Source organism: Halomonas lysinitropha (assembly GCF_902500215.1).
GTDB lineage: Bacteria > Pseudomonadota > Gammaproteobacteria > Pseudomonadales > Halomonadaceae > Halomonas > Halomonas lysinitropha.
Window position 1 is genome coordinate 109,317 of record NZ_CABVOU010000046.1, and the last position, 26,660, is coordinate 135,976.

At 66.9% G+C, this 26,660-nt stretch carries 21 protein-coding genes; 10 read left to right on the top strand and 11 right to left on the bottom strand.

The features are described from left to right. Positions 1-78 precede the first annotated feature (78 nt). The gene (acnB, locus tag HALO32_RS16440) at positions 79-2,682 is read right to left on the bottom strand and encodes a bifunctional aconitate hydratase 2/2-methylisocitrate dehydratase (RefSeq protein ID WP_151445168.1); all 2,604 of its coding nucleotides are present in this window, start codon (positions 2,680-2,682) and stop codon (positions 79-81) included. Between the two features lie 290 nt (positions 2,683-2,972). On the opposite strand from acnB, the gene HALO32_RS16445 reads away from it, so the two are divergent. Genes HALO32_RS16445 through HALO32_RS16455 form a run of 3 tightly spaced genes read left to right on the top strand, consistent with a single transcriptional unit; the run spans position 2,973 to position 8,017 of the window. After that, complete coding sequence (locus tag HALO32_RS16445; protein WP_151444974.1) at positions 2,973-3,428, top strand: DUF1289 domain-containing protein; 456 nt, start codon at positions 2,973-2,975, stop codon at positions 3,426-3,428. 8 nt (positions 3,429-3,436) lie between these two features. Beyond that, positions 3,437-4,069, top strand: coding sequence for a tRNA-(ms[2]io[6]A)-hydroxylase (gene miaE / locus HALO32_RS16450; protein WP_151444975.1), 633 nt, complete (start codon positions 3,437-3,439; stop codon positions 4,067-4,069). A gap of 33 nt (positions 4,070-4,102) precedes the next feature. Further along, positions 4,103-8,017 (top strand): AAA family ATPase, encoded by a 3,915-nt coding sequence (locus HALO32_RS16455; protein WP_151444976.1) that lies wholly within the window; start codon positions 4,103-4,105, stop codon positions 8,015-8,017. A 71-nt stretch (positions 8,018-8,088) separates the two neighbouring features. Here HALO32_RS16455 and HALO32_RS16460 read toward each other — a convergent pair whose 3' ends face one another. Beyond that, positions 8,089-8,343 (bottom strand): YkgJ family cysteine cluster protein, encoded by a 255-nt coding sequence (locus tag HALO32_RS16460; protein WP_151444977.1) that lies wholly within the window; start codon positions 8,341-8,343, stop codon positions 8,089-8,091. Positions 8,344-8,507: 164 nt separating this feature from the next. Between HALO32_RS16460 and trhP the strand changes: the two genes are divergently transcribed. After that, a complete protein-coding gene (gene trhP, locus HALO32_RS16465) occupies positions 8,508-9,932 on the top strand; it encodes a prephenate-dependent tRNA uridine(34) hydroxylase TrhP (protein WP_151444978.1) in 1,425 nt (474 codons plus the stop codon). Positions 9,933-10,006: 74 nt separating this feature from the next. Next, complete coding sequence (locus HALO32_RS16470) at positions 10,007-10,417, top strand: SRPBCC family protein (RefSeq protein WP_151444979.1); 411 nt, start codon at positions 10,007-10,009, stop codon at positions 10,415-10,417. 57 nt (positions 10,418-10,474) lie between these two features. Here the strand turns inward: HALO32_RS16470 and HALO32_RS16475 are convergent, their stop codons facing one another. The 9 genes from HALO32_RS16475 to HALO32_RS16515 all read right to left on the bottom strand — a co-directional run bounded on the left by HALO32_RS16475 (position 10,475) and on the right by HALO32_RS16515 (position 19,378). Then, the gene (locus tag HALO32_RS16475; protein ID WP_151444980.1) at positions 10,475-10,711 is read right to left on the bottom strand and encodes a DUF2789 domain-containing protein; all 237 of its coding nucleotides are present in this window, start codon (positions 10,709-10,711) and stop codon (positions 10,475-10,477) included. 91 nt (positions 10,712-10,802) lie between these two features. Next, a complete protein-coding gene (locus tag HALO32_RS16480) occupies positions 10,803-11,855 on the bottom strand; it encodes an asparaginase (RefSeq protein WP_151444981.1) in 1,053 nt (350 codons plus the stop codon). A 107-nt stretch (positions 11,856-11,962) separates the two neighbouring features. Continuing rightward, positions 11,963-13,186, bottom strand: a complete 1,224-nt coding sequence (locus HALO32_RS16485) for an MFS transporter (protein WP_407646893.1) — start codon at positions 13,184-13,186, stop codon at positions 11,963-11,965. After that, positions 13,170-13,721, bottom strand: coding sequence for a hypothetical protein (locus tag HALO32_RS16490; protein WP_151444982.1), 552 nt, complete (start codon positions 13,719-13,721; stop codon positions 13,170-13,172). The genes HALO32_RS16485 and HALO32_RS16490 overlap by 17 nt, the downstream gene beginning before the upstream one ends. A 10-nt stretch (positions 13,722-13,731) precedes the next feature. After that, complete coding sequence (locus HALO32_RS16495; protein ID WP_151444983.1) at positions 13,732-14,232, bottom strand: hypothetical protein; 501 nt, start codon at positions 14,230-14,232, stop codon at positions 13,732-13,734. 88 nt (positions 14,233-14,320) lie between these two features. Next, positions 14,321-15,628: a DEAD/DEAH box helicase gene (locus tag HALO32_RS16500; protein WP_151444984.1), complete on the bottom strand. Its 1,308-nt coding sequence runs from the start codon at positions 15,626-15,628 to the stop codon at positions 14,321-14,323. A gap of 141 nt (positions 15,629-15,769) precedes the next feature. Next, a complete protein-coding gene (locus HALO32_RS16505; protein WP_151444985.1) occupies positions 15,770-16,357 on the bottom strand; it encodes a PqiC family protein in 588 nt (195 codons plus the stop codon). Between the two features lie 25 nt (positions 16,358-16,382). Next, positions 16,383-18,068, bottom strand: coding sequence for an intermembrane transport protein PqiB (pqiB, locus tag HALO32_RS16510; RefSeq protein ID WP_151444986.1), 1,686 nt, complete (start codon positions 18,066-18,068; stop codon positions 16,383-16,385). Continuing rightward, a complete protein-coding gene (locus tag HALO32_RS16515; protein ID WP_225810116.1) occupies positions 18,065-19,378 on the bottom strand; it encodes a paraquat-inducible protein A in 1,314 nt (437 codons plus the stop codon). The genes pqiB and HALO32_RS16515 overlap by 4 nt, the downstream gene beginning before the upstream one ends. 163 nt (positions 19,379-19,541) lie before the next feature. On the opposite strand from HALO32_RS16515, the gene HALO32_RS16520 reads away from it, so the two are divergent. From HALO32_RS16520 to cydC, 5 genes are all read left to right on the top strand, one after another. Beyond that, positions 19,542-20,528, top strand: a complete 987-nt coding sequence (locus HALO32_RS16520) for a calcium/sodium antiporter (RefSeq protein WP_151444988.1) — start codon at positions 19,542-19,544, stop codon at positions 20,526-20,528. Positions 20,529-20,811: 283 nt separating this feature from the next. After that, positions 20,812-22,221, top strand: a complete 1,410-nt coding sequence (locus HALO32_RS16525; RefSeq protein ID WP_151444989.1) for a cytochrome ubiquinol oxidase subunit I — start codon at positions 20,812-20,814, stop codon at positions 22,219-22,221. Between the two features lie 3 nt (positions 22,222-22,224). Then, positions 22,225-23,226, top strand: coding sequence for a cytochrome d ubiquinol oxidase subunit II (cydB, locus tag HALO32_RS16530; RefSeq protein WP_151444990.1), 1,002 nt, complete (start codon positions 22,225-22,227; stop codon positions 23,224-23,226). Between the two features lie 4 nt (positions 23,227-23,230). Further along, the gene (gene cydD / locus HALO32_RS16535) at positions 23,231-24,931 is read left to right on the top strand and encodes a thiol reductant ABC exporter subunit CydD (protein ID WP_151444991.1); all 1,701 of its coding nucleotides are present in this window, start codon (positions 23,231-23,233) and stop codon (positions 24,929-24,931) included. Further along, positions 24,915-26,651 (top strand): thiol reductant ABC exporter subunit CydC, encoded by a 1,737-nt coding sequence (gene cydC, locus HALO32_RS16540; RefSeq protein WP_151444992.1) that lies wholly within the window; start codon positions 24,915-24,917, stop codon positions 26,649-26,651. Before cydD ends, cydC begins: the two co-directional genes overlap by 17 nt. Positions 26,652-26,660: the final 9 nt, after the last annotated feature.

The following is a 26,660-nucleotide window of genomic DNA, read 5'->3' on the forward strand; positions in this document are numbered from 1 at the left end:
GGCTCCGGCCGCCGCGGACGGCGGCCTTCGATGTTGCGAGCATCGGAGTCGAACCTGACTCTATCAGAATTCGGGGTATCAGGCTTCCTGGGCGATCGGAATCACGTTGGACGCCGCGTTCTGATACTCCTCGATCTCGTGGAAGTTCATGTAGCGGTAGATCTCACCGGCCATGGCATCGAACTCGCTCATGTAACGGCGGTATTCATCCACGGAAGGCAGGCGGCCTTCCACGGCGGCCACGGCCGCGAGTTCCGCGGAGGCGAGGTAGACGTTGGCGCCGTCACCCAGGCGATTCGGGAAGTTACGGGTCGAGGTGGAGACCACGGTGGACTTGGCGGCCACGCGGGCCTGGTTGCCCATGCACAGCGAGCAGCCCGGCATCTCCATGCGTGCCCCGGCGCGGCCGTAGATGCCGTAGTAGCCCTCCTCGGTCAGCTGATGCTGGTCCATCTTGGTGGGCGGCGCCAGCCACAGGCGGGTCTTCAGGCTGCCGGCTGGCTGTTTCTCGAGCAGCTTGCCGGCGGCGCGGAAGTGGCCGATGTTGGTCATGCACGAGCCGATGAATACCTCGTCGATCTTCTCGCCGGCCACATCCGACAGCAGGCGAGCGTCGTCCGGGTCGTTGGGCGCGCAGAGTACCGGCTCCTTGAGCTCCTCGAGGTCGATCTCGATGACCTCGGCGTAGTCGGCATCCTGATCGGCGCGCATCAGGCTCGGGTTGGCCAGCCACTCCTCCATGCCCTCGATACGGCGCTCGATGGTGCGACGGTCGCCGTAGCCGTTTGCGATCATCCACTTGAGCAGGGTGATATTGGACTTGAGGTACTCGGTCACGCTGTCCTCGGACAGGGTGATGGTGCAGCCCGCGGCGGAACGCTCGGCCGAGGCGTCGGAGAGCTCGAAGGCCTGCTCGACGGTGAGGTCTTCGAGGCCCTCGATCTCCAGTACGCGACCGGAGAAGGCGTTCTTCTTGCCGGACTTCTCGACCGTCAGCAGCCCTTGCTGGATGGCGTAGTAGGGAATGGCGTGTACCAGGTCACGCAGGGTGACGCCCGGCTGGCGCTTGCCCTTGAAACGCACCAGTACCGATTCCGGCATGTCCAGCGGCATCACGCCGGTGGCGGCGGCGAAGGCGACCAGGCCGGAGCCTGCCGGGAAGGAGATGCCCAGCGGGAAGCGGGTATGGGAGTCGCCGCCGGTGCCGACCGTATCAGGCAGCAGCATGCGGTTGAGCCAGCTGTGGATGATGCCGTCGCCCGGGCGCAGCGAGACGCCGCCACGGTTCATGATGAAGTCGGGCAGGGTGTGGTGGGTGTCCACGTCCACCGGCTTGGGGTAGGCGGCGGTATGACAGAAGGACTGCATCACCAGGTCAGCCTGGAAGCCCAGGCAGGCGAGATCCTTGAGCTCGTCGCGGGTCATGGGACCGGTGGTGTCCTGGGAGCCCACGGTGGCCATCTTCGGCTCGCAGTACATGCCCGGGCGCACGCCTTCCAGGCCGCAGGCCTTGCCGACCATCTTCTGGGCCAGGGTGAAGCCCTTGCCGGTGTCCTTGGGCTGCTCGGGCAGGCGGAAGACATCGGACGGCGCCATGCCCAGGGATTCGCGCGCCTTGGTGGTCAGGCCGCGGCCGATGATCAGCGGGATACGGCCCCCGGCACGCACCTCGTCGAGGATCAGCTGGGTCTTCAACTCGAAGGTGGTGAGCACCTCGTCGGTGCCGTGTCTGCACACCTTGCCTTCATAGGGATAGACGTCGATGACGTCGCCCATGTCGAGCTTGGAAACGTCCATCTCCACGGGCAGGGCACCGGAATCTTCCATGGTGTTGAAGAAGATCGGCGCGATCTTGCCGCCAAAGCAGAAGCCGCCGGCGCGCTTGTTGGGCACGTTGGGGATATCGTCGCCGAAGAACCACAGCACGGAGTTGGTGGCGGACTTGCGCGACGAGCCGGTGCCCACCACGTCGCCCACGTAGGCGACCGGGAAGCCCTTGGCCTTCACCGCCTCGATCTGCTTGAGCGGGCCCTTGACGCCCGGCTGTTCCGGCTCGATGCCGTCGCGCTCGTTCTTGAGCATGGCGTTGGCATGTACCGGGATATCGGGGCGCGACCAGGCGTCCGGGGCGGGGGAGAGGTCGTCGGTGTTGGTCTCGCCGGGCACCTTGAAGACGCTCAGGGTGATCTTCTCGTCGAGGGCCGGTTTGGAGAGGAACCACTCGGCGTCGGCCCAGGACTGGATGACATCCTTGGCCACGGCGTTACCCGCCTTGGCGCGCTCTTCCACGTCGTGGAAGGCGTCGAACATCAGCAGGGTGTGCTTGAGCTGCTCGCCCACTTCCTTGGCCAGCGCCGGGTCGTCCAGCAGTTCGACCAGGGAGACGATGTTGTAGCCGCCCTGCATGGTGCCCAGCAGCTTCACCGCATGGATCCTGTCGATCAGCGGCGACTCGGCCTCGCCCTTGGCAATGGCGGTGAGAAAGCCGGCCTTGACGTAGGCCGCCTCATCGACGCCGGGTGGAACGCGATGGGTGAGCAGATCGAGGACGAACTCTTCCTCGCCGGCGGGCGGGTTCTTCAGCAGTTCGACCAGTGCGGCGACTTGCTCGGCGTTCAGCGGCTTCGGCGGCACGCCCTCGGCGGCGCGCTCCTCGACATGGTGGCGATAGGCTTCAAGCACGTTGGGGCCCTCATCGGTGGTGGTGGCCGAAGCCGGCAGAACTTGTCGCGCATCGATTAGTCGAGCGTCGACGACAGGCACGCTTCGGCGCGGAAAACGTCTGGCAGAGTCTTCTTGTTACCAGGGTGTCAGCGGTGCCGCGATCATAGAGGAAACTGTCGACAATGTTAAGTTTGGTCCGTGATGACGGCCTTGAACTTTGGTCGCCGGCAACTTCGGGCTGCCAGCCCGGCGGCGTCCGCGTTACTATGGTGTTCTATCAGCGTACGTTAACGTCAACGGGAGGGGACATGGGAGAGCGCATCACCTCACCGTGCGTCGGTCTCTGCTCGACTACCCTGGGTGACCCGGTTTGCCGTGGCTGCCAGCGCGTCGACAGCGAGATTCGCGACTGGCCGGCCTTGTCCGGCGAGCAGCGACGCTCACGCATGGCCGAGCTGGACCGGATGCGGGCCGAGGTCGCCGGGCGCTTCCTGGAGATCGTGGACGCTGCGAGCCTGGAGGCTCAGTTGCGCCGCCATCGGATCCGCTTCCGCGATGAACAGCCGCCGCTGTCCCGCGCCGTGGAGCTGCTGCGAGTGGGCCGTGACCGGATTCACGACCTCTCGTGCTACGGGCTGGTCGGTCATGATGGCGAGGACGCTGCCACGCTCCATGAGCGAATTACCGCCGATCTGCTGGCTGCTGCCGAGCGGCGACAGGCCCTGCTTCCTGACCTCCTTGACGCCCCGACACTGGATCCATGAGGCCCCCGATGCCGACCCTCGAGATGACCGATTACCGGAACCTGCTGCCCGTCGAGCTGCTGGCGTTCCTGCCCTGTGCCACCCCGGATGCCTGGGTAGACTGGGCCCTGGCCAACCCCGAGCTGTTGCTGATCGATCATGCCCAGTGCGAAAAGAAGGCGGCCTCCACGGCCATGAGCCTGCTCTATCGCTATGTGGATCAGCCACTGCTGCTGACCAAGATGTCGCAGCTGGCCCGGGAAGAGTTGCTGCACTTCGAGCAGGTCGTCAAGCTGATGGAGGCGCGGGGCATCGTCTATCGCCAGATCAGTGCCTCGCGCTACGCCGAGGGGCTGCGTCGCCATGTTCGAGGTCAGGAACCGGAGCGCCTGGTGGATATCCTGATCATCGGTGCATTGATCGAGGCACGCAGCTGCGAGCGCTTTGCCCGCCTGGTTCCGCATCTGGATGACGAACTTGCCAAGTTCTATCGCAGTCTGGTTAAGTCGGAAGGTCGCCATTTCGAGGATTACTTGATGCTGGCGCGCCGCTTGGCCCCGGCGTCCATCGACGCGCGTATCGCCTTCTTCTCCGATCGCGAGGCCGAGCTGGTCACCATGCCGGATACGGCCTTTCGTTTTCACAGCGGCGTGCCGGCCTGAGGCCATCACTTCCGCCACGCAGGAATGATCACCATGCGGGATGCTGCCGACGACGTACACGACAACGACCGGGATCACCTGGCACTCTTCGGCCACTTTTCCCTGAGTCTGGGCGACGATGTTCTGACCCAGTTCAGCTACGACAAGGTCAAGGCGCTGCTGGTCTATCTGCTGCTGCACGACCAGCCGGTCAGCCGCGCGACCCTGGCCGAACTGCTGTGGCCCGACCAGGGCCTGTCATCGGGGCGTACCAACCTGCGCCATGCCCTGCACTGCCTGCGTCAGTCCCTGGGCGATGAGGCCGAACGGGTGCTGGCGGTGTCCCGCCAGACGATTGCCTTCCGGCTCCCGGAGCGCTGGCACTTCGATATGCACCGGCTGCAGGGCCTGCTCGATGGCCCCGCTGAGGTGGCTACGCTCGAAGCGGTGCTGGCCTGTTACCGAGGCGATCTGGCCGAAGAGCTGCATCTCGCCAGCTGTGCCGAGTATCAGCGCTGGCTGGTTCAGGTCCGCAATGAGTGGCGTCAGCGGGTGATCCGCTTCGCCGAGAGTGTCCTGGAGCGTCAGGATGCGCTGCCCGGGGGAGTGCTGGAGTCACTGGTCAGCCGTTTTTCCGGCTACGGGCCCTTCCATGAGCGCCTGGTGCGCCAGTTGGCCGAGCAGGGGCAGCTGGCCGCCGCCCATGAGCAGTACAACGCTTACCTGCAACTGCTGGCGCTTTCCGGCCAGCAGCCGGAGCCCTCCTTCCTGCAGCTGGCCAGCTACTGGTCTGACGTCCAGGCCGAGGGGGCTCATATCGGCCCCAACGGTGCCTTCTCACGCACCCTCGCCATGGACAGCGCCCCGCTGCGTGAGGACGAGATCGAGCAGCGCCAGCTCTCGGTGATGGCCATTCGTCTGCGTCTCAAGGCCGATCTGTCGGCCCGTGCCGATGCCTGCGCCTGCCTGACATTGCAGGTCGAACTGATGCGCTGGCTCGAGCAGCAGTGCCACCACCTCGGTGGCTTCTGGCTGCCCGGGGCGACCGGCGGCCTGGGCCTGGCCTGCTTCGGCACCCATGGCCCGGCGCACCAGCTGGCCGAGCTGGTGGCGCTCTACGAGCACTGTCGACGCGTGCTGCCCGACGAGTCCCAGCGCCACTGGAGCGGCGAGGGCGAGCCGCCGCGCATCGAGCTGGCCGCCGGCCTGGACAGCGGCCGGGTGGTCTACCTCCCCGAGCGGCATCTGGTCGACCCGCTCGGCCAGGTGACCCAGGGCGCCCTTGACCTGATGAGTGCCGCCGAGGGCAGCGAGCTGGTCATCTCCCAGGACGCCAGCCAGCATATGCCGCCGGCCCTCGACCTCCAGCCACGGCTCTCCACGCGGCTGGTGGCAAGCGACGGCCGGGTGCGCCTGCGGGCGCTCGTCCTCGGTACCAACGAGGGCGGGCGCGAGGCGCCACCGCCCAGCCTGGTGGGACGCGAGAGCTCCCTGCGCACCCTGCGCGATGCCCTGGCCCGAGCCGGCATCGGCCTGCGCCAGAGCGTGCTGGTGCGCGGGCCCTCGGGGCTCGGCAAGTCGGCGCTGCTGGTGGGCTTTCGCCAGCTCGAGCAGAGCCGCGAGGCGGCGATCTGTTGGCAGCCCACCACGCGGCTCTCCGTCCAGGAGCCCTACGGCGTGGCGCGGCAGCTGCTGCGCTGGCACCTGGGGGGGCGCCTCGACGCCGAGGCGCTGTCGCGGCTGCTGAGCGCCGATGATGCCCTGGCCCCCGACGCCGAACACCGCCTGCTGCTGGAGGAGGCCCTCGGTGTGCGTGAGCCCCGCGAGTTGGCGGTACTGGCCCAGAGCGGGGAGGCCGTGGAACTGGTGGTGGGACTGATCCATCGCCTGATTCGCGAGCTCTCCAGCGAGCGCACCCTGGTGCTGATGATCGATGACCTGCAGTGGCTTGACGAGCCCTCCTTCAAGGTACTGGCCGGCCTCCAGGCACGGCTGCCGATCAACAGCCCCTTCCTGCTGGTGGCCAGCCACCACGGCCGGGAGGCGTTGCCGGCGAAGCTGCACTGGGATCAGCAGATCTCCCTGGGGCGGCTGGATGCCATGCAGTCCTCGCGCCTGCTCTCCCAGCTGGCGCGTCGCTATCGCATCCATCTCAGCCCGCGGCTGCGCGGGCAGATCATCGAGCGCTGCGACGGCGTGCCGCTGTATCTTCAGGAGATCTGCCGCCGCGTCGATATGGATCGCCGTGAAGGCCGTAGCGTGCAGCTCGACGAGCTGCCACGTGGCCTGCTGGGCCTGCTGGCCAGCCGTATCGATCAGCTCGACGCCGACCGCGAAGTGGCTCATCTGGCGGCGGTGCTTGGCCGACGTTTCCGTCTCGACTTCCTGGCGGAATGCAGCGGCTGGGAGATGAACCGCCTGGCATCGGCGCTGGAGCAGATGCGTCGACTGGAGATCATCGAGCCGGCCGAAGGCGAGGAGGGGGAGCGCGAGTATCAGTTTACTCACCAGCTGCTGCAGGAAGCCGCCTATCTCTCCTGTCCCCGGGACGTGCGGGTGAGCATCCACCGTCAGGTGGTCAGTCTGATCGAGGAACACTTCCCGATGTGGATCAGCCGCCACCCCGGCGACTTCGCCACCCATCTGCGGCGTAGCGGTCACTATGCCCGCGGTGCCCGCTACTTCGAGCTGGCCGCTCGGGAGGCGCTCAAGGTGAGTGCCAACCGCACGGCGCTGAAGATGGCCGACTTCGGTCTGGCCAGCCTGCGCCACGTCGAGGGTCAGGCCGAGCGCGAAATCAGCCTGCTGACCGTGCGCGGGCAGGCCGCCTTCGCCCTGGAGGGGCATGGCTCGCCCACCGCCCACGAGAGCTTCGTTCGAGCTCGGGAGCTGCTTGCCCAGGAAGAGACCACTCCGGAGGACGGCGGCGATCTGGAGCAGGCGTTCCTGGTCCAGTGGGGGCTCTGGGTAGGCTGTAGCCAGCGCCACGCCCACGCCGATGCCTTTTCGCTGGCCTCGCGCCTGGCCAGCCTCGCCGACTGCCTCGAGGACCCCCGCTACCGGCGCCTGGCCGACTTCGCCCGGGCCAGCTGCGAATACTGGGCCGGGCGCATCTCCCAGGCCTATGATCACCTGGAAGAGATCGATCCGCTCAATGTGCCGATGATGATCGAATGGCTGCCGTTCTCCGACCATCCCCAGGTCGCCGCGGCCTGTTTCCAGGGCTGGACGCTCTGCCTGCGGGGCGACTACCAGCGCGCCGAACGGCAGGTAGAATCGGCCATCCGGCTGGCCGAACGTATCGGTCATCCCGGCAGCCTGGCCATGGCGCTGATGTATGCCGCGGCCCTCTATCGCCAGCTGGGCCATGTGCACCTGGCCACCATGCGGGCCGAGCGGGCCTTCGAGCTGACCGGCACTCCCGACCTGCATCTCTGGCAGGTGGCCTCGCGCAGCGTGCTGGGCTGGCAGCGGGCCCTGGCCGGCGACCGCGAGGGACTGGCCCAGATCGAGTCGGCCCAGGAGGAGCTGGCCGAGGTCACCGGGCGCGACCCCTACCAGCGTCCGGCCCTTTGGTACGTGGATGCCTGCCTGGCCCTAGGGGAGCTTTCACGGGCCGAGGACTACCTCGACCAGTGCCTGATGATTGCGCGTGAGCGCACCACCCTGTTCGTGCCAGAGCTTGCCGTGCACCTGGCGCGCGTCCGGCAGCGCCTCGGACATCCCCTCGAGGAGGTCAAGAGTCTCGTCGAACAGGCACTGCTGCAGGCCCGAGAGGACGGCAATCTCCATCAGCAGCTTGCTGCACTGGAGCTCTGGTTGACCTTCATCGCTCCCCGTGACGAGGCCTCCCGGGCGGAGTTCCGCGAGTTGCTGGGTGAGGTGAGCCACAGTGACGCCCCGGTCCTGATGCGCTGGCGCACCCTGCTCGACCGGCGTTTGCCCCATACGGCAAACCTCTCCTCCTGAGACGCGGCTACGCGACCCGCAGACGAGAACGGCACCTTTCACGGTGCCGTTCTCGTTTCGAGACGGGGGTGTCAGGTGGCCAGTTCCAGGGCCTCGATGCGCCTGAGCGCCTCGTCGCGATGCTCGCCGCACAGCTCCGGATCGTAGTCGAAGCGTGCGCAAACCCCCGGACGGCGCGGATCACCAAAGAGCCGGCAGAGGTTGGCCTCATCGAGCTGCGCGCAGCGGACGCCCGCCGGCTTGCCGCCGGGCATGCCGGGGATCGGCGAGCTGATCGACGGTGCGATGCAGCAGGCACCGCAACCGGGGCGGCAGGCATCCGTCATGGCGTTGACCCTGTGCAGAAGATTTCCAGGGGCCAAGACTACTTGACGCCGCCCGTCACGAAAACATGTGACAGCTCGGCGCGCGGCGCTTGGCGCTGTTATACTCCTGCCCCCTTTACACCCTGCGCCGTCGCGCGCCATCGTCCTGACAACGGTGACCTCAGATGCAAGCTCCCGAACTGCTCTCCCCGGCGGGGACGTTCAAGAACATGCGCTACGCCTTCGCCTATGGTGCGGATGCCGTCTATGCCGGCCAGCCGCGTTATTCCCTGCGCGTTCGCAACAACGACTTCAAGCTCGACAACCTGCACCGTGGCATTGCCTATGCCCACGAGCGTGGCAAGCAGTTCTACGTCGCCTCGAACATCGCGCCGCATAACAGCAAGTTGAAGACCTACCTTCGCGATATGGAGCCGGTGATCGAGGCCGGCCCGGATGCGCTGATCATGTCCGACCCCGGCCTGATCATGATGGTCCGCGAGCGCTGGCCGGAGCAGGTCATCCATCTCTCGGTGCAGTCCAACGTCGTCAACTGGGCTGCGGCGAAGTTCTGGCAGCAGCAGGGCATCAGCCGCATCATCCTGTCGCGGGAGCTGTCGCTGGCGGAGATCGCCGAGATCCGCGCCGAGTGCCCGACGCTGGAGATCGAGACCTTCGTTCACGGTGCGCTATGCATCGCCTACTCCGGGCGTTGCCTGCTCTCAGGCTACTTCAATCATCGCGATCCCAATCAGGGCACCTGCACCAACGCCTGCCGCTGGAAGTACAACACCGTGGCCGCTGCCCAGGACGAGACCGGCGACATCGTCCCCGCTAACTCGGCACGTGCCCACGCGGGGAGCGGGATCTGGACACCGGGGAACGGGCATCAGCAGGGCGGGCTGATCGCTTCCGGGGGCGGTAGTGCCGAGGTAGCCACTACCGCCACCGCCGGCGGCGTGGAGGGCCAGGACGAGCTCTCGGCGCTGATCGAGGATCGCACTCGCCCCGGCGAACTGATGCCGGTGTTCGAGGACGAGCACGGCACCTATATCATGAACTCCAAGGACCTGCGCGCGGTCCAGCACGTGCCTCGGCTCACCGAGATGGGCGTCACCTCGTTGAAGATCGAGGGGCGCACCAAGTCCCACTACTACGTGGCGCGCACTGCCCAGGTCTACCGCCAGGCCATCGATGATGCCGTCGCCGGTCGGCCCTTCGACATGCGCCTGATGGACGAGCTCGACAACCTGGCCAACCGTGGCTACACGGAGGGTTTCTATCGTCGTCATGTCCACGACGAGTACCAGAACTACGAGCAGGGCAACTCTGTGGGGGTGCATCAGCAGTTCGTCGGCGAGGTCACCGGCTATGACCCCGATCGAGGCGTGCTCGAGATCGACGTCAAGAATCGTTTCGAGGTAGGCGACGGCATGGAACTGATGCTGCCCGGCGGCAACCGTCGCTTCGTGCTCGAGCAGATCGAGAACCGGCGCGGGGAATCCGTGGGTGCCGCCCCGGGGTCTGGCCATGTGGTGCGAATTCCGGTGCCGGGCGAGGCGATCGCGCCGGAGCGGATCGAGTTCGCGCTGCTGATGCGTGATCTCTGACCCGCAAGGCGGCTGGACATACAGGGTCGCCGGCGACATTGTGGATATCGGTTGATCATCGAACAGGGAGCGGCATGGCCACCATCGAACACAGCGCGATTCTCAAGGCATCCCCTGAGCGGGTCTTCGCCCTGCTCGAGCGGGTCGAGGACTTTGCCGACTACTCGGATCTGATCCAGGCCATCGAGCCGTTGGGGAAGGACCGCTATCGCTGGCATGTCCACGCGGTCGGCATGGACTGGACCTTCGATGTGGAGATCACCGAGGCCCGAGCCCCGGAAGTGCTGGCTTGGGAATCCTTGGACGGGGTGCACAACCGTGGCTGCTACCGCCTGACGCCCGTATCGGGGGGCACCGAGGTGGCCCTGACGCTGACCTATGACATCCGCAACCGACTGCTGGAAAAGGCGGTCAACCGGGCCGCCAAACCTCTGGTCAGCAAGGTCAGCCGGCAGATCCTGGAAAGAGTCGAAGCGCGGCTATGAAGTTGCGCTCCGTGAGCGTGCGTCTCTCGCTCGGCGGTTTCATGCTCCGCCGTTGAATCAGCCCTTGCGCAGCGAGGTGTTGAGGTGGTCGACGACCTCGGCCCAGTCGGCGTCTTCCTCGAGGGCCTCGCGCAGGAACTCCGCCTGGCCCTCGTTCCAGCAGGGCGCGTCGGGCAAGGCGATGTCCTCGGGAATGGGAGCGTGGCGATCGATGAAGCGCTTGATCGCTTCGGGGCTCGAGGCAAGGCCGAGCTGCTCGAAGAGCTCGGTGAAGGGATGGTCGGGGTGTTCCATGAGGGGGCTCCTGCTGTTCTGTCGATATACTCCCACCTTAGCGATTTCCGCGACGATATGCTCGAGGCACGTCAACGCTGCAAGAAACGCCTCAACGCTCACCGACGAGCGGGGCGAGAAAGCGCCGTCGCCGCTCCTCTTCCGGGAGTGGCAGGGCCAGCAGGTGGACCAGCTTGGTGAAGGTGGCCTCCGGGGTCATGTCATCGGCCGAGAGCACTCCGGCATCAGCCAGGCCCCTCCCCGCGGCGTAGCCGCCGAAGGCCACCGGGCCATGGGGACACTGGCTGAGGGCCGCCAGCAGCTTGCCCTCGCCGCTGGCGCGGGCGAGCGCCCCGACCAGTGCCGGATCATCCGGCAGGTTACCGCCTCCCCATGCCTCCAGCACGACACCCTTGACCCGATCATCTCGCAACCAGGCTTCCAGCTGCCAGGCCTGGATGCCCGGCCAGAGGGCGAGACGAACGATAGCTCCCGGCGGTATTGCCGAGTAGTCGGCGAGCTCGAGCCGCGGAGCGCCCCGCTGGTGATCCACCAGGCCGCGCCCCGGGTAGAGCACCACCTCGTCATCGACCCGCTCGCCGAGCAGCGGCTGGTTGGGGCTGGTAAAGGCGTCGGCCTCACGTGTCCGCCACTTGCGGGAACGGCAGCCCCGCAGCAGCTTGCCGGCGAAGCAGATCGCCACCTCCTGTAGTCGCGGTGTCACCGCGAAACGCAGGGCATCCTCGACATTGGCCACCGCGTCACTCCCCTCGGCCTCCAGGGGGCGCATGGCCCCGGTGAGGATCACCGGGCGATCCAGGCCCAGCAGCTGGAAGGCCAGGCTCGACGCCGTCCAGGCCAGGGTGTCGGTGCCGTGGAGAATGACGATCCCGGCATGCTGACGGTAGTGGTGCGCCACCAGGGAGGCCAGCCGCTGCCAGTCTTCAGGTGTGGCACTGCTGGAGTCGATGGGGCGATCGGTCTCGAGCACCTCGAAGGGGGGCAGGCTCGCCCGGCGTACCGGGGGCAGGTCAGCCAGGGCGCGCCGCAGGCGTGCCTCGATGTGGCCGCCCGGGGCCAGGCCGCGGGCGGTCTCGATCATGCCCAGGGTGCCGCCAGTGTAGATCACCAGCACGGTGCGCTCTTCTAAAACCGGGGCGGACATCTGGGCTCCTGTCGGTGAAGGTTCGGCAACGGGATGCCGCCATGATAACCGCTCGCCAAAGGGCGACAAGAGCGAACGGGTTCGCCGGGGGTCGGGGAGAATGACCGCTAACGGGTGACCAGGCGTCCCGTGTCGTCGATTTCCAGCCGCCGGTTGCGGCCGGCGAACAGGGCGAAGCTCATGCTGACGGCGATGATACCCAGCAGCACCAGGGTCAGAGTGGTCAGCCCTACCTCGAACTGCAGCATGACACCGATCCCCAGTGGTCCCATGGCGGCCAGGGTATAGCCGCCCCCCTGGACCAGCCCCGAGAGCTTGCCGGCGAGGCGCGAGGTGGCGGTGCGCAGCACGATCAGGGTGAGGGCCAGGCTGAAGCCGCCTCCCTGACCGAGGCCCAGCAGCACCACGCCGGGCCAGCGCCATACCGCCGGTGCCTGCAACAGCAGCCAGAAGCCGGCGGCGACCAGGCCCAGCACGATCAGCAGGGCAGGCCGCTGGTCGCGACCCAGCCGTGCCAGCCAGGGTGCCGTCAGGGCCGAGATCAGCTGTACCATCACCGAGGCGCCCATCATCCAGCCGGCCTGTGCCTCGCTGAACCCGCGAGCCACCAGCAGGGTGGGCAGCCAGCCGAAGACGATGTAGGCCAACGACGACTGGCTGCCCATGAACAGCATCACTTGCCAGGCCAGTGGCTGGCTCAGCAGCTCCCGGGTGGACCCGCCACCTTCGGGCAGGTGGGTGGCGGTATCATGGCGTGGCATCAGCCACTGCCAGGCCACCAGGGCGATCAGCGCCAGCAGGGACCAGCTGGCCAGCCCGGCAGGCCAGCCGCCCAGGGTGTCGGCCAGGGGGATGCTCAGGCCCGCCCCCAGGGCGCCGCCGAGGCAGAGTGCCATGGTGTAGACCCCGGTCATCAGGTCGGCACCGGCAGGCAGCTCGCGTTTGACCAGCGCCGGGAGCAGGGTGCCGGCCACGCCGATGGCGGCGCCGACCATCAGGGTGCCGCCGAACAGCGCGATGACGGCCGGCACGCCACGCAGCAGCAGGCCGCCGGCCAGCAGCAACAGGGCGGCGGCCAGGGTGTTCTCGGGGCCGAAGCGCTTGGCCAGCCAGGGCGCCAGTGGGGCAAAAATCCCCAGACAGAGTACCGGCAGGGTGGTCAGGCCGCCGATGGCCAGTGGTGAAAGCCCCGTATCCTGCTGGATGCGAGTGAGTACCGGGGCCAGGCTGGAGAGGGCAGGGCGCAGGTTGAGCCCGACCAGCACCATCAGGCCGATAAACAGCGCCAGCTGGCGGGATGCAGGCCGAGACGCCTCAGTGCCGTTCATCATCATCGCGCCGCTCTGGTCGGGCCGTCGGTCGGATAAAGCGGCGCTCGTCCCGCTGCTTGTTGGCCGAGGGGGGCTCGAGTTCGTCGTCCGCACGGAAGGTCGTCGCGCCAGGCGGCTGCGGGGCGTGGCGGTCGACGCGGCCGCGAATGCCGGAGACATCCTCGCTGCTGACCAGGGCCGGTCCCTGGATAGTGCCCCCCGGCTGGGCGGTCAGTCTGCCCTCGAAGCCCCAGCAGCGCTGAGGCACCTGGGAGACCCGCCACAGATGCCCCTGCCAATACGCCTGGCCGTCATCGGTCAGCGTCAGGCCCTCCAGCGGCACCAGGGCGGCGAACAGCCTCGCGTTCAGCACCAGGCCGCCGCCGGCCATGCGTACGCCGCCCTGGAACTGGCCCTTCGCCAGGGATGCAAGCACGGCCTTGCGACTTTCCCGACTTTCGAGGATGCCCTGGCCGCAGAGGTGCAGCAGGCCATCGTCGACCTGCTTGATGACCCACGCCTCCACGGGGGACTTGCCGAACAGCTTCTTGAACATGATGAGCTGCTTACTGCATATGGCGACGCAGGTCGCCTCGCACGCTGTCCAGCAGGGTGATAAAGCGGGTGTCACGGTTGCCGTCGATGCGGTCGACACGCACCACGGTGCTCATGCCGCGGTCGAGGTTCAGCTGGTCGAAGATCTCCAGGGTAACTTTCTCCGCCGGATGGCTACCGGGCTCGATGCGGCCCTCCTCCAGGGTGAAGGTGGTCAGCAGGGTGGCACGCACGCGTGTCGAGCCGCCCTCTGCCAGCACCCGGCGCACGAACAGCCAGCCCTCGCAGGCCAGCGCCGTGTCGTCGTGGTCACGCAGGAAGAGGGTGCGATAGCTGGCGCCCTCGCTGGCGGCCTTGGCGGCCATGCTGCGGTAGGCCTCGGTCATGCGCGTCGACGATACCTTCGATTCCTCGAGCTTCTGGCGGGCGCCGTGATGTTCATGATCCAGCCGAGCCTGCTGCTGGAAGGTCAGCCAGCGTCGGTAACTGGTGACAAGATTCTTTTCATCCATGGAAGTGTCCTGCCTTGCATGGTGGAAGGAGTGCGGGGATCAGCGGGCGACATTCCCCTATTGCGATGCAGCCCGCCAATTGCGCGAATCAGGCCTGACGTGAGCCGGAGCGGCCGTCGCGCCGTCGACGCGGCGCATGGGCCTCGTCGCCACCGCTGCGTTGGCCGGCGGCCTGCCCCGGGCCTCGCTTGCCCTGGTTGCCGTTGCGTCCCCCCGCGGAGCGCTTGCCACGACCGTTCTCGATGGGCTCCGGCTTGGCATGGGGATCGGGTTCGAAGCCCGGCTCGATGCGCTTCTCCAGGTCGCGCTTGATCAGCCGCTCGATGCCCTTGAGCAGGCCGTGCTCGTCGACGCAGACCAGCGAGACCGCCTTGCCCTCGCTGCCGGCGCGGCCGGTGCGGCCGATGCGGTGGACATAGTCCTCGGCCACGTTGGGCAGCTCGAAGTTGACCACGTGGGGCAGCTCCTCGATATCGAGGCCGCGGGCGGCGATGTCGGTGGCCACCAGCACCTGGAGGTCACCGGTCTTGAAGGCGGCCAGTGCCTTGGTGCGGGCCGACTGGCTCTTGTTGCCATGGATCGCCATGGAGGGGATGTCCTGCTTGGAGAGCTGCTCGGCCAGACGGTTGGCGCCGTGCTTGGTGCGGGTAAAGACCAGCACCTGCTGCCAGTCGTGCCGGGTAATCAGGTGGGCCAGCAGGTCGCGCTTCTTCTCGCGGTCGACGCGGTAGATCGCCTGGTCGACGAGTTCGGCGGTGGTGTTGCGCCGTGCGACCTCGATCATCTCCGGCTTGTCGAGCAGCTTGCCGGCCAGCGCCTGGATCTCGTTGGAGAAGGTCGCCGAGAAAAGCAGGTTCTGGCGCTTCTCGGGCAGCGCGCGCAGGATCTTCTTGATGTCGTGGATGAAGCCCATGTCGAGCATGCGGTCGGCTTCGTCGAGTACCAGGATCTCGACCTTCGACAGATCCACGTGCTTCTGCTGGTGAAGGTCCAGCAGGCGGCCGGGGGTGGCGACCAGCACGTCCAGGCCGGCGCGGATGGCGTCCACCTGTGGCTGCTGGCCGACGCCGCCGAAGATCACGTGGGAGCGCAGGGTCAGGTGGCGGCCATAGTCGGCCACGCTCTCTCCGACCTGGGCAGCGAGCTCGCGGGTCGGCGTCAGCACCAGGGCACGGATCTGGCGCTTGGCAGGGCGCGGGCCGTCGGCCAGGCGCTGCAGCATCGGCAGGGTGAAGCCGGCGGTCTTGCCGGTACCGGTCTGGGCGCTGGCCAGCAGGTCACCTCCCTTGAGCACGGCGGGAATCGCCTTGAGCTGGATCGGGGTCGGAGTGGTATAGCCCTGTGCCTCGACGGCACTCAGCAGTTCGGCACGCAGGCCGAGATCGGAAAAGGTCATGCGGTCTCCGCAGAGACGCCCCGGTCGCGCCGCGTCGAGATACGACGTGGTCAGTCCCTGGCCAAGGCGTGTAAAAGGAATCTGGCGCGGCAGGAGGGACCAGCGATCGCCGCGTGCCGATAGTATGCCACAGTGTGCGACTTAGCGCAGCCGTCGGATTTCCGCGGCGATCTCGCCGGCCACTTGGTCCCAGCTCCGGCCCAGCGCGCGTACCAGGGCAGGATAGCCGTCGGCCTCGAGCTCTTGCTCCACGGTAAAATCCTTCAGTGCCAAGAGCTCACCGCCATCATCACGCAGCTGCCAGCGACCGGCGGCCACGGCCAGCCCGTCGGCGCGACCCTGGAAGCGGTCGATTTCCACGTGTAGCCGATAGGCAGCGGCATCGCGTTGCTCGCTTGCGGCGAGCACCACCCGGGTATCCGCCAGCCGGTCGGCGAGGCTGTCCCGCAGGCCGCGCCCGAGCTGGTCGCCCAGGGGGTCTGCCCAGCGATGCTCGCGTGCCTCGACCAGGGTGATGTCGTCAAGCTGATAGACGATACCCTCCACATCCAGAAAGCGTGCTAGCTGGGGTGGGCGAATCAGCAGCCGATGTTCGGCATCGATACCTGCGGTCCCGCTGGCCAGGTGTCCTGTCGGTAGCGCGTAGCGGCTGGCGGGAGGAGTGGGGCTGGCGCATCCGCTCAGCCACAGGATGGTGGCCAGGGCGGCGACCCAGGATGTCATCCTCATGGCGTCTCCTGTGGAGTGTTGGCGCTCATTGAGAGGCCCCTGCATTCCTGCTGGGCGCTCGGGGTATCGGGTCCCGGGTGTCTAGGCTGTCGAATAGCAGCGCCCGGGGATTCTCGTCCAGGGTACGCGCAACGGGCTGAAGGTCACGCAACAGCCGTTCCAGCTGCGCCAGGGTGGCGGTCAGGTCGCGGTAGGCGCTCGACTCGGGGGACACTCCTTCCAGTGTACCCTGCAGTGATTCCAGGGTGCTGTTCAGGTTGCCGGCGACGGCCCGGGTGTCGGGGTCGTCGATCAGAGTGCGCATGCTGGCGGTGAGTTCGCGCACTTCGGCGAGCATGGCCTCGGACGTCGCCAGGTTGCGGTCGAGCCCCTCCAGCAGGGGTTCGACTTCCAGGTCGTTGAGCTTTTCGAGCAGTGCGGTTACCTGGGCCTCGATCTGGGCGAAACCGCTCGAGCTGGTGGGGAAGACACGGCGTTCGGCAAAGGTCTCCGCGACATGCTCTCCGGCCAGGTCGCGGTTGAAGTTGATATCGACGAACATCATGCCGGTCAGGAGGTTGCCGGTCTTGAGTGAGGCGCGCAGGCCCTGATTGAAAAGCCGATCGAAGCGGTCCCGCCATTCGTCGATATTCAGGTCCTGGTTGTCGATACCCAGGCGTTGAGGCTCGATGCGCATCAGCACCGGGATGGCGAAGCTCGAGCGGGAACCCGGCTGGGGCGCGGTGAAGTTCCAGGGTACGGCCGCCACGGTGCCGATACGCACGCCACGGAACTCCACCGGGGCGCCGCGGTTCAAGTCGCGCACGGAGTCTTCCACCAGCAGCACGTATTCCAGATAGCGGTTGAAGGTACCCTGCTGCGCGCTGTCCTCGTCCGGATAGAGGTCGAAACTGGTATCCGGCCCCACGGGCTGACCACGCATCAGGTCCTCGGGGACGCCGAAGGTCGCCCCGCCGCCGAGCAGCACCTCCAGGGATTCCAGGTTGGCGCGGAAACCCCCCGAGTCCACCCGCAGATCGAAACCGCTGGCGGTCCAGAAGCGCGTATTGTCGGTCACCAGCGTATGATAGGGACTCTCGATGAAGATGCGGTGGTCCATGCGGCGCGTCTCGACATCAAAGTTGGCTTCCTCGACACGACCCACGATGAGGCCCTGGTAGGTGATCGGATCGCCCACGCTCAGGGAGTTTCCCAACTGGCTGACCAGGTTGATACGCAGCCCCTCGGCCCCTGCCGGGGAGACCGGCGGCTGGTCGCTGACCTCGAACTCCCGGGCGTCGATCTCGCTCTGGCCCGGCTCGAGCTGGATGTAGGCGCCGGAAAGCACGGTGCCAAGCCCGCTGATACCCTCACGGCCGATGCGGGGCTTGACCACCCAGAAGCGGCTGTCCTCGACCAGCATGTCGTCGCTGTCGGGGCTCATGCGGGCGGTGATCACCGCGCGGGAAAGATCCTCCGATAGCTGGACCTGTTCGACTCGTCCCACCTCGACGTTGCGCGTCTTGATCAGGGTGCTGCCGGCCTCGATGCCCTCGGCGTTGTTCATGACCAGCGTGATCTGCGGGCCGCGACTGCGATAGTTGTCGTAGACCAGCCAAGCGCCTATCAGGAGTGCCACGAGGGGCACGATCCAGATCGGCGACAAGCGTGCCTGGGGAGTGGCGCGGGCGCGGTGGCTGTCCCGTTCGGGGGTCTCGGGTGAATCGGTCATCGCGGGCTTCCTTGTCCTGTCACGGCGCTTGCGGAGCGGGACTCACGGGGCAGGGGAGGGTCCCAGAGCAGTCTCGGGTCGAAGGTCATGGCGGCGAGCATGGTGCTGATCACCACGGCACCGAAAGCCAGAGCGGCAGGCCCCGGGGTGATCGACATCAGCGCGCCTGCCCGTATCAGGGCCACCAGGATCGCCACCACGAAGATATCGACCATCGACCAGCGGCCAATGAACTCGGTGAGACGGTAAAGGCGGGTGCGGGTCGCGGCGTTGAGTTCGTCGCTGCGCTTGACCACCAGGCAGAGCCAGGCCAGCGCTACCAGCTTGCCTACCGGCACGATCACACTGGCCATGAAGATGACCGCGGCCACCGGCCAGGAGCCCATCTGGGCCAGTTCCACCACGCCGCCGATGATGGTGGAGGGGCTGGCATGACCCAGGCTGGTGGTGGTCATGATCGGGTAGAGGTTGGCCGGCACGTACATGACCGTGGCAGCGGCCAGCAGGGCCCAGGTGCGCTGCAGGCTGTGGGGTAGACGTGCATGCAGGCTCTCGCCGCAGCGTCGGCAGCGACCCTGGCCGCGGTGATCCAGGCGGTTGACCAGCCCGCAGGTGGCGCACCCGGCGAGTCCCTGCGGCGAAGCGGGCTCGCCGGTGCGGGCCCCCGCCGGCGCGAGAGGTTCTCCGGCCAGTGAGAACCACATCCAGTCGGCGTCCAGTGACTGGGTGGTAAACAGCAGCATTAGAGCGAAGGCACAGAAGGCCCAGAAGGCGATGCCCAGCTCGATATCGGCCATGCCGGCGATCTTGATCAGGCTCACCAGGGCACCGACGATGAAGACATCGGCCATCATCCAGGGGTGCAAGTGGGCCAGCGAGCGGGCGATGCTCCGGCTGGCTGGCAGTGGGGCCTGGCGCATCAGGCCGAACTGCAGCCAGATCACGCCGGCGAGATAGACGGCGGGCAGCACGGCAATGGTCAGCAGCACGGCGATGGCCACCAGCGGCTGGTCGAAACCGATCAGGGTGGTGGCGGTCTGGGAGAGCTCGATGCGGTTGCCGACTCCGCTGACGCTGAAGCTGACGAAAGGAAACGAGATCGCCAGCGCAAGTGTGACAAGAGCGGCCAGGGCCAGTGCCATGCTGCGCTGGGCCGGGCGGAAATGGCGGCTGGCCAGCGTATGGTCACAGCGCGGACAGTCGGCCTTCTCGCCGGGGTGCAGCGGTGGTAGGGCCACCAGCCAGTCGCACTCGTGACAGGCCCGCAGTCGTCGCCGTGAAGTGCGCGTCTCCGGTGGCGAGCGATCCACCAGCGGTTCTCCCCGGGGCAGCAGAGCAGGGGCACGAAAGACAGGCCTGGGCACCGCGATCGGATCTCCTTCAAGCAAAAAATGTCGGATCGCCAGTTTGGCATGTTGACGCAAGCGACACCATAAACAAACATGCGGTCCTGAATGTTCCCGAGGAGACGACATGTTACTTCCCGCCGTGGCGGTCTTGGCAGGCCTGGTCCTGCTGGTGTGGAGCGCCGAGCGCTTCGTCGACGGGGCGGCGGCAACGTCTGCCCGCCTGGGCCTGTCACCGCTGCTGATCGGCATGCTGGTGATCGGCTTCGGGACTTCCGCTCCCGAGCTGGTGGTCTCGGCTCTGGCGGCCGGGCAGGGCAACCCCGGCCTGGCGCTGGGCAACGCCTACGGCTCCAATATCGCCAACATGGGGCTGATCCTGGGGCTGGTCGCGCTGATCTCGCCGCTGGCGGTGCATTCCGGCGTCGTGCGTCGGGAGCTGCCGGTACTGGGCGGTGTGACGCTGCTCTCGGCGTTGTTGCTGTGTGGCGGCATCATCGGCCGCCTCGAGGCACTCCTGTTGCTGGTGCTGCTGGCCGTGTTCATCGGTGTCTCCATCTACCTGGGGCTCCGTGCCAACCACGATCCGCTCGCCAGCGACACTCAGGAGAGCCTGGCCGTCCATCCCATGTCGCTCAAGATGGGGCTCGTCTGGACCGGGGTCGGCCTGGTGCTGCTGGTGATCAGCTCGCGCATTCTGGTGTGGGGCGCGGTGGCCATTGCGCAGGGGTTCGGCGTCAGTGATCTGGTGATCGGGTTGACGGTGGTGGCGGTGGGCACCTCGCTGCCGGAGCTGGCCTCTTCGGTCAGTGCCCTGCGGCGTGGCGAGCATGATCTGGTCTTGGGCAACGTGGTGGGCTCCAACCTCTTCAACACCCTGGGCGTGGTGGGTCTGGCCGGCATGATCGCACCGATCGAGGTCGGTCGCGAAGTGCTGCTTCGTGACTGGAGCCTGATGATGGTCATGACAGTGATGATGACGGTCTTCGCCATGGGCTGGCGTGGCCGCCAGGGCCGTATCAACCGGGCAGAGGGCGCTGCCCTGCTGGCGATGTTCCTCGGTTATACCGTCTACATGATCAGTATGGTCATTCGATCCGGTACGGCGGGGTAAGCCCGGTGCGACACCGCGACACAGCGCGCGTGCTGGTCGTGCCCGTTCGGTGAGAGCAGGATAGGCAGCGTGCCCGCTTATAACGTCATGTTGTCTGGTGCTGGAAGAATCCACGACGGTCTCGTCATCAGGCTGGACTAGTCTGGGCATGTGCAAGGAGGAATGCGGCAAGGCGCCATGAGCATGGCGGACCCACGTACAAGAGCACCGGTGAGTGCCGTGCGCATCCCTTGATGACTCTGTCTTCGCGGAACGACGTTTCCGCCGCAATCTGGAGGGCGTGATGGAACTGGATCCCCTGCTGCTGTCGCGACTGCAATTTGCCTTCGTGGTCGCCTTTCACGCCATCTTTCCGGTGTTCACCATCGGGCTGGCGTCCTACATTGCACTGCTCAACGGCCTCTTCTTTAAGACCGAGAATTCCGCCTGGGACCGCTTGGCCCTGTTCTGGACCAAGGTCTTTGCCGTGGTATTCGGCATGGGGGTGGTGTCGGGCATCGTCATGTCCTTCCAGTTCGGTACCAACTGGAGCAACTTCTCCCTGGCGTCGTCGAACTTTCTCGGCCCGGTATTGAGCTACGAGGTGGTGACGGCCTTCTTCCTGGAGGCGGCTTTTCTCGGCGTTCTGCTGTTTGGCCGCGGCAAGGTGCCCCAGGGTGTGCATCTGTTTGCCGCCATCATGGTGGCAACGGGCACCTTCATTTCCTCGTTCTGGATCCTGTCGGCCAACAGCTGGATGCAGACCCCGGCCGGCGTGGAACTGATCGATGGTCGTTTCCACGTGACCTCCTGGAGCGAGGCGATCTTCAACCCCTCCTTCTGGTATCGCTTCTGGCACATGGTGCTGGCCTCCTTCCTGACCGGGGGGTTCGTGGTGGCGGGGGTCAGCGCCTGGTACCTGCTCATTCGGCGCGACGTCGAGGCCAATCGCAAGGCGCTCTCCATGTGCCTGTGGCTGCTGCTGGTGCTGGCGCCTGCCCAGGCCGTGCTGGGCGACTTCCATGGCCTCAATACCCTGGAGCACCAGCCGACCAAGGTCGCCGCCATGGAGGGCAACTGGGAACGGAGCGCCAATGTGCCGCTGCTGCTGTTCGCCTGGCCCGACCAGGAGGCTCAGGCGAATCGCTTCGAGGTCGGCATCCCGAGCCTCGCCAGCCTCATCCTGACCCACCAAACCGATGGGGTGGTGCCGGGCATCAGCGAGGTGCCCCCCGAGGAACAGCCCCCGGTGTGGCTGGTGTTCTGGTCCTTCCGGGTGATGGTGGGCATCGGCCTTGCCATGATCGCCGTCGCCCTGGCGGGACTCTGGCTACGCCGCGGCGGACGAGTGTACGAGCACCGCGGCTATCTGCAGCTGTTGCGGGTGATGACGGTGACGCCTTTCATCGCAGTGCTGGCGGGCTGGTTCGTCACCGAAACCGGCCGTGCCCCTTGGCTGGTCTACGGCATGATGACCCATGCCGAGGGGCTGACGCCGTCGCTTACCGGCGGGATGGCGCTGTTTACCCTCATCGGCTACATCGCCGTCTATGCCGTGGTGTTCTGGGCCGGTATCTACTATCTGACCCGGGTGGTACGCCAGGGCATGTTGCCCGAATCGCCCCATGACCACGGGGTGGAGCGGCCCAAGCGTCCGATGTCAGCCGCCCATGCGACCTTCGATGACGCCTCTCGCCAACCGGGAAGGAGCTGAGCCATGGAAGCATTCGACCTGACAGTGATCTGGGCCCTGATCATCGGCTTCGGGGTAATCATGTACGTGCTGATGGATGGCTTCGACCTGGGCGTGGGCATCCTCTTTCCCTTCGCCCCTAACGAGGAGTCGCGCGATCTGATGATGAACTCGGTGGCCCCGGTCTGGGATGGCAACGAGACCTGGCTGGTGCTCGGCGGGGCGGGACTGCTGGGGGCCTTTCCGCTGGTCTACTCGGTGTTCCTGCCGGCCCTCTACCTCGGGGTCTTCCTGATGCTGGCCGGCCTGATCTTCCGCGGCATTGCCTTCGAGTTCCGTTTCAAGTCGCAGCGTAACCGCCGCTGGTGGAATCGCGCCTTCTGCGGGGGCTCCGCCGTGGCGTCCTTCGCCCAGGGTGTGGTGGTTGGGGCCTATATCCAGGGATTTGCCGTGGAGGACTTCGTCTATGTGGGCGGCCCCCTGGACTGGCTGACACCCTTCACCGTGCTGACCGGCCTGGGCCTGATGGCAGGTTATGCCTTGCTGGGTGCCACCTGGCTGATCATGAAGACCGAGGGAGCGACCCAGGCGTGGGTCTATCGGCTCGCGCCTCGCCTGCTGTTGGCGGTGCTGGGGGTTTTCGCGATCATCAGCATCTGGACCCCCTTCGTCGATGTCGGCGTTCGCGAACGCTGGTTCGGCCACCTGCACCTGATCTGGGTCTTCCCGCTGCTGGCACTGGTCTGTGCTGCACTACTGTGGCGTGCCATCCTCCAGCGTCGCGAGGGCCAGCCCTTCATCGCCACCCTGGGTCTGTTTCTCTTCACTTACCTCGGGCTGGTGGTCAGCAAGTGGCCGGTCATCGTGCCACCCGACTACACCATCTGGGATGCCGCCTCGGATCCGGGCTCGCAGCTGTTCCTGCTGATCGGGGTGCTCTTCGTTATTCCCATCGTGCTGGCCTATACCGCCTGGACCTACTGGGTGTTCCGCGGCAAGGTCCGCCCCGGTGAGGGGTATCACTGAGCCGATGAGCTCACCCGGTGCGGCGACAGCCGACCTGACCGCGCGCCGCTACCTGACGGACCTGGCCGCCGGCGAACGCCGGCGGCTGCGTCTCGCCGTCCTGGCAGGAACCGTGGCAGGCCTGCTGACCATCGCGCAGCTGGTGCTGCTGGCCAGTTTCATCAGTGGCCTGCTCGTTGAAGGGGAATCGCTGCCTGCGCTGACACCCTTGTTCTCCGGGCTGCTGGTCGTGCTGCCACTGCGTGCCCTGGCGCTCTATCTGCAGGAAACGCTGGCACAGTCGGCAAGCCTGCGGATTCGTCAGCGCGCCCGGCGGGGACTGCTCGATCACCTGGCGCGATTGGGACCGGTGAAACTGACGTCGCGGCACAGCGCCTCCCTTGCCAGCCAGTTGGTGGAGCAGGTGGAGGCCCTGGATGGCTACTTCGCCCGGTTCCAGCCGCAACTCTGGCTGGCCGGGCTGGTGCCGCTGCCGGTGGTGATGGTGGTGCTGTGGCTGGATTGGCTGGCAGCCATCTTCCTGCTGATCTCTGCGCCGTTGATCCCGATGTTCATGGCGCTGGTGGGCATGGGGGCACAGCGGCTGAATCGAGAGCAGTTCGCCGCCGTGGCGCGGCTTTCCGGGCATTTCATCGATCGCGTGCGTGGCATCACCACCCTGCAGTTGTTCGGCCGCACGACCCAGGCCACCCACGAGGTGCATGACGCCGCCGATGATTACCGGCAGCGCAGCATGCGTACCCTGCGCCTCGCGTTTCTCTCCTCGGCGGTGCTGGAGTTCTTCGCCTCGGTGGCGATTGCCGTGGTGGCGATCTATGTGGGCTTCGGTCTGCTTGGCTACATCGACTATGGTCCCGCCGATGAGCTCACGCTCTTCAGCGGTCTGCTGGTACTGCTGCTGGCCCCGGAATTCTTCCAGCCGCTGCGCAGCCTGTCCCAGCACTATCATGACCGGGCGGCGGCGCTGGGGGCCGCGGAGGGGCTGGTGGCCCTGCTCAACGAGCCCCCCGATCCCCGGCGTCGGTCGGGCGGAGCGGTCCCCGCTTCCGCGCGCGATCTGCTGGTCGAGCTCGAGGGCGCCAGCGTCGAGCATCCCGGGCGGGGCCGCGTGCTGGAGTGCGTCGACCTGACGCTGGTCGCGGGCGACGTGGTGGCCGTCACCGGGCCCTCGGGTGTCGGCAAGTCCACCCTGCTGCAGCTGCTGGCCGGCTTCGTGGCGCCCGCCAGCGGCCGCATGCGGCTGGCCGAGGGACTGAGCCTTGCCTGGATGGACCAGCGCCCGCTGCTGATCCAGGGCAGCCTGGCGGACAACCTGCGCCTGGCGGCTCCCGACGTCGGCGAGACCGAAATGCGCGAGGCACTGGCCCGGGCCGGCCTTGGCGAGCTGCTGGCGGCGCTGCCCGACGGGCTGGAGACACGCCTCGGCGAGCGCGGTGTCGGCCTCTCCGGCGGTCAGGCACAGCGGCTCGCCCTGGCCCGGGTCTTTCTCTCTCGAGCCCAGCTGGTACTGCTTGACGAGCCCACGGCAAGCCTGGACGCGGAGACGGAGGGCGACATTGTCGAGGCGCTCCAGGCGCTGGCCGATGAGGGAAGGACCCTGGTCATCGCGACTCACCATCCCGCGCTGATGGCAATGGCGAAGCGGCGTCTGTCCCTCGAGGGCACGGCAGCATCGCGGGAGGAGAGCCATGATGCCACCTCATGATGCCTCGCTCTGGGGCAGCCTGCGGCCCTGGCTTGTCCTGCTCGGACAGCGTCGCGACCGGCTGTTCCTGGGCGCCCTGTTGATGGGTTTGACCCTGCTCTCGGCCATCGGCCTGCTGGCTCTTTCGGGGTGGTTCATCACCGCGACGGGGCTTGCGGGCCTTCTGCTGGCGGCGGGCATGGCGGCTAGCCTGGACGTCTATGTGCCAGGGGGCGGAATACGATTCTTTGCGGTGACCCGCACGGTGTCGCGCTATGTGGAGCGCCTCTACAACCATGACACCGTGTTGAGACTGCTGGCCGACCTGCGGTCACGGCTGTTTGCCGTGCTCTCCGGCCTTGATGCCCATGCCCTGTCGCGACGGCGCGCCAGCGACTGGCTGAACCGGCTGACCGCGGATATCGACACCCTGGACAGTCTCTATCTGCGCCTGCTGGCGCCGGCGCTGGTGGCCTTGCTGGTGATCCTTGGCCTGGCCGTATTCCTGGCCCTCTGGGCACCGCGGGTCGGCGTGGCGACCGGCGCGCTGCTGCTGCTTGGCTGGCTCTGGTTGACACTGGGGCAAGCCCGTCTGGGCATGACCGCCAGTCGTCGTCAGGTGGGGGATCTCGAGCAGCTCAGGGGGCGATTGATCGAGCAGCTCCAGGGCCTGGCGGAGCTGGAGGCGTATGGCAGCCTGGCGGACCATCGTGTTCGCCTGGCCGCCATCGAGGCGCGGCTCTATCGGGACCAGCGTCGTCTGGGACAGCGGGTAGCGCTGGGCAATGCGCTGGCATCGCTGGTTGTGGGGCTGGCGATGCTCCTGGCCCTGTGGCTTGCGGCCGAGGCCTGGAGCGCCGGGATACTGTCCGGGCCGCTGACGGTGATGATGCCGCTGGCGGTGCTGGCCATCAGCGAAGCGCTGGCACCCCTGCCTGTCGCCTTCACCTGGCTGGGAGCCACCTGGGGCGCCGCCGAACGTCTCAATGCGTTGGAAGCGCAGCAGGAGGAGGTGGCCACACCGCTCGCCTCTGTGCAGCTGCCAGCGGGAGCGCTCTCGGTGACACTCGAGAACGTCACCCTGACCCATGCGGATGCCCTGGTGCCGGCCCTTGCCGAGATCAGCTTCGATGTGGCGCCCGGCCAGCGGCTGGCCCTGTGCGGGGTATCCGGCGCGGGCAAGTCCAGCGTGGCCGGGCTACTGACACGACAGCTCAAGCCGGAGGCGGGCGAGGTGCGGCTGGCGGGCGTGGCGCTGGGGGCATGGCCGGCGTCGGCATTGACGACGCGCGTCGCTCTGCTGACGCAGCAGACCGATCTGTTCGACGATACCCTGGCCGCCAACCTGCGCCTGGCCGACCCCGAGGCAAGCGACGCCCGGCTGTGGCGAGCGCTGGGGATGATGGAGCTCGCCGATTGGGCCAGGGCCTTGCCCCAGGGCCTTGATACAAGAGTAGGAGAGGGCGGCCGGCGGCTGTCCGGCGGCCAGGCTAGACGCCTCGCCCTGGCCCGGCTGCTGTTGCGCGAACCGGATCTGGTGCTGCTGGACGAACCCTTCGCTGGACTCGATGCCGAGACCGCGACTCGAATCGCGACCCGCCTCGATGAGTGGCTGGCGGGCCGAACCGTCATCTACCTGGTGCACCAGCTTGGCGATACCGTCGACCCGCCCGGCATCGACCGCTGCCTGACCCTGCGTAGCGGTCGGCTTTGCACGAATGGTCAGGATGTTTCAGGATGAGACCAACGA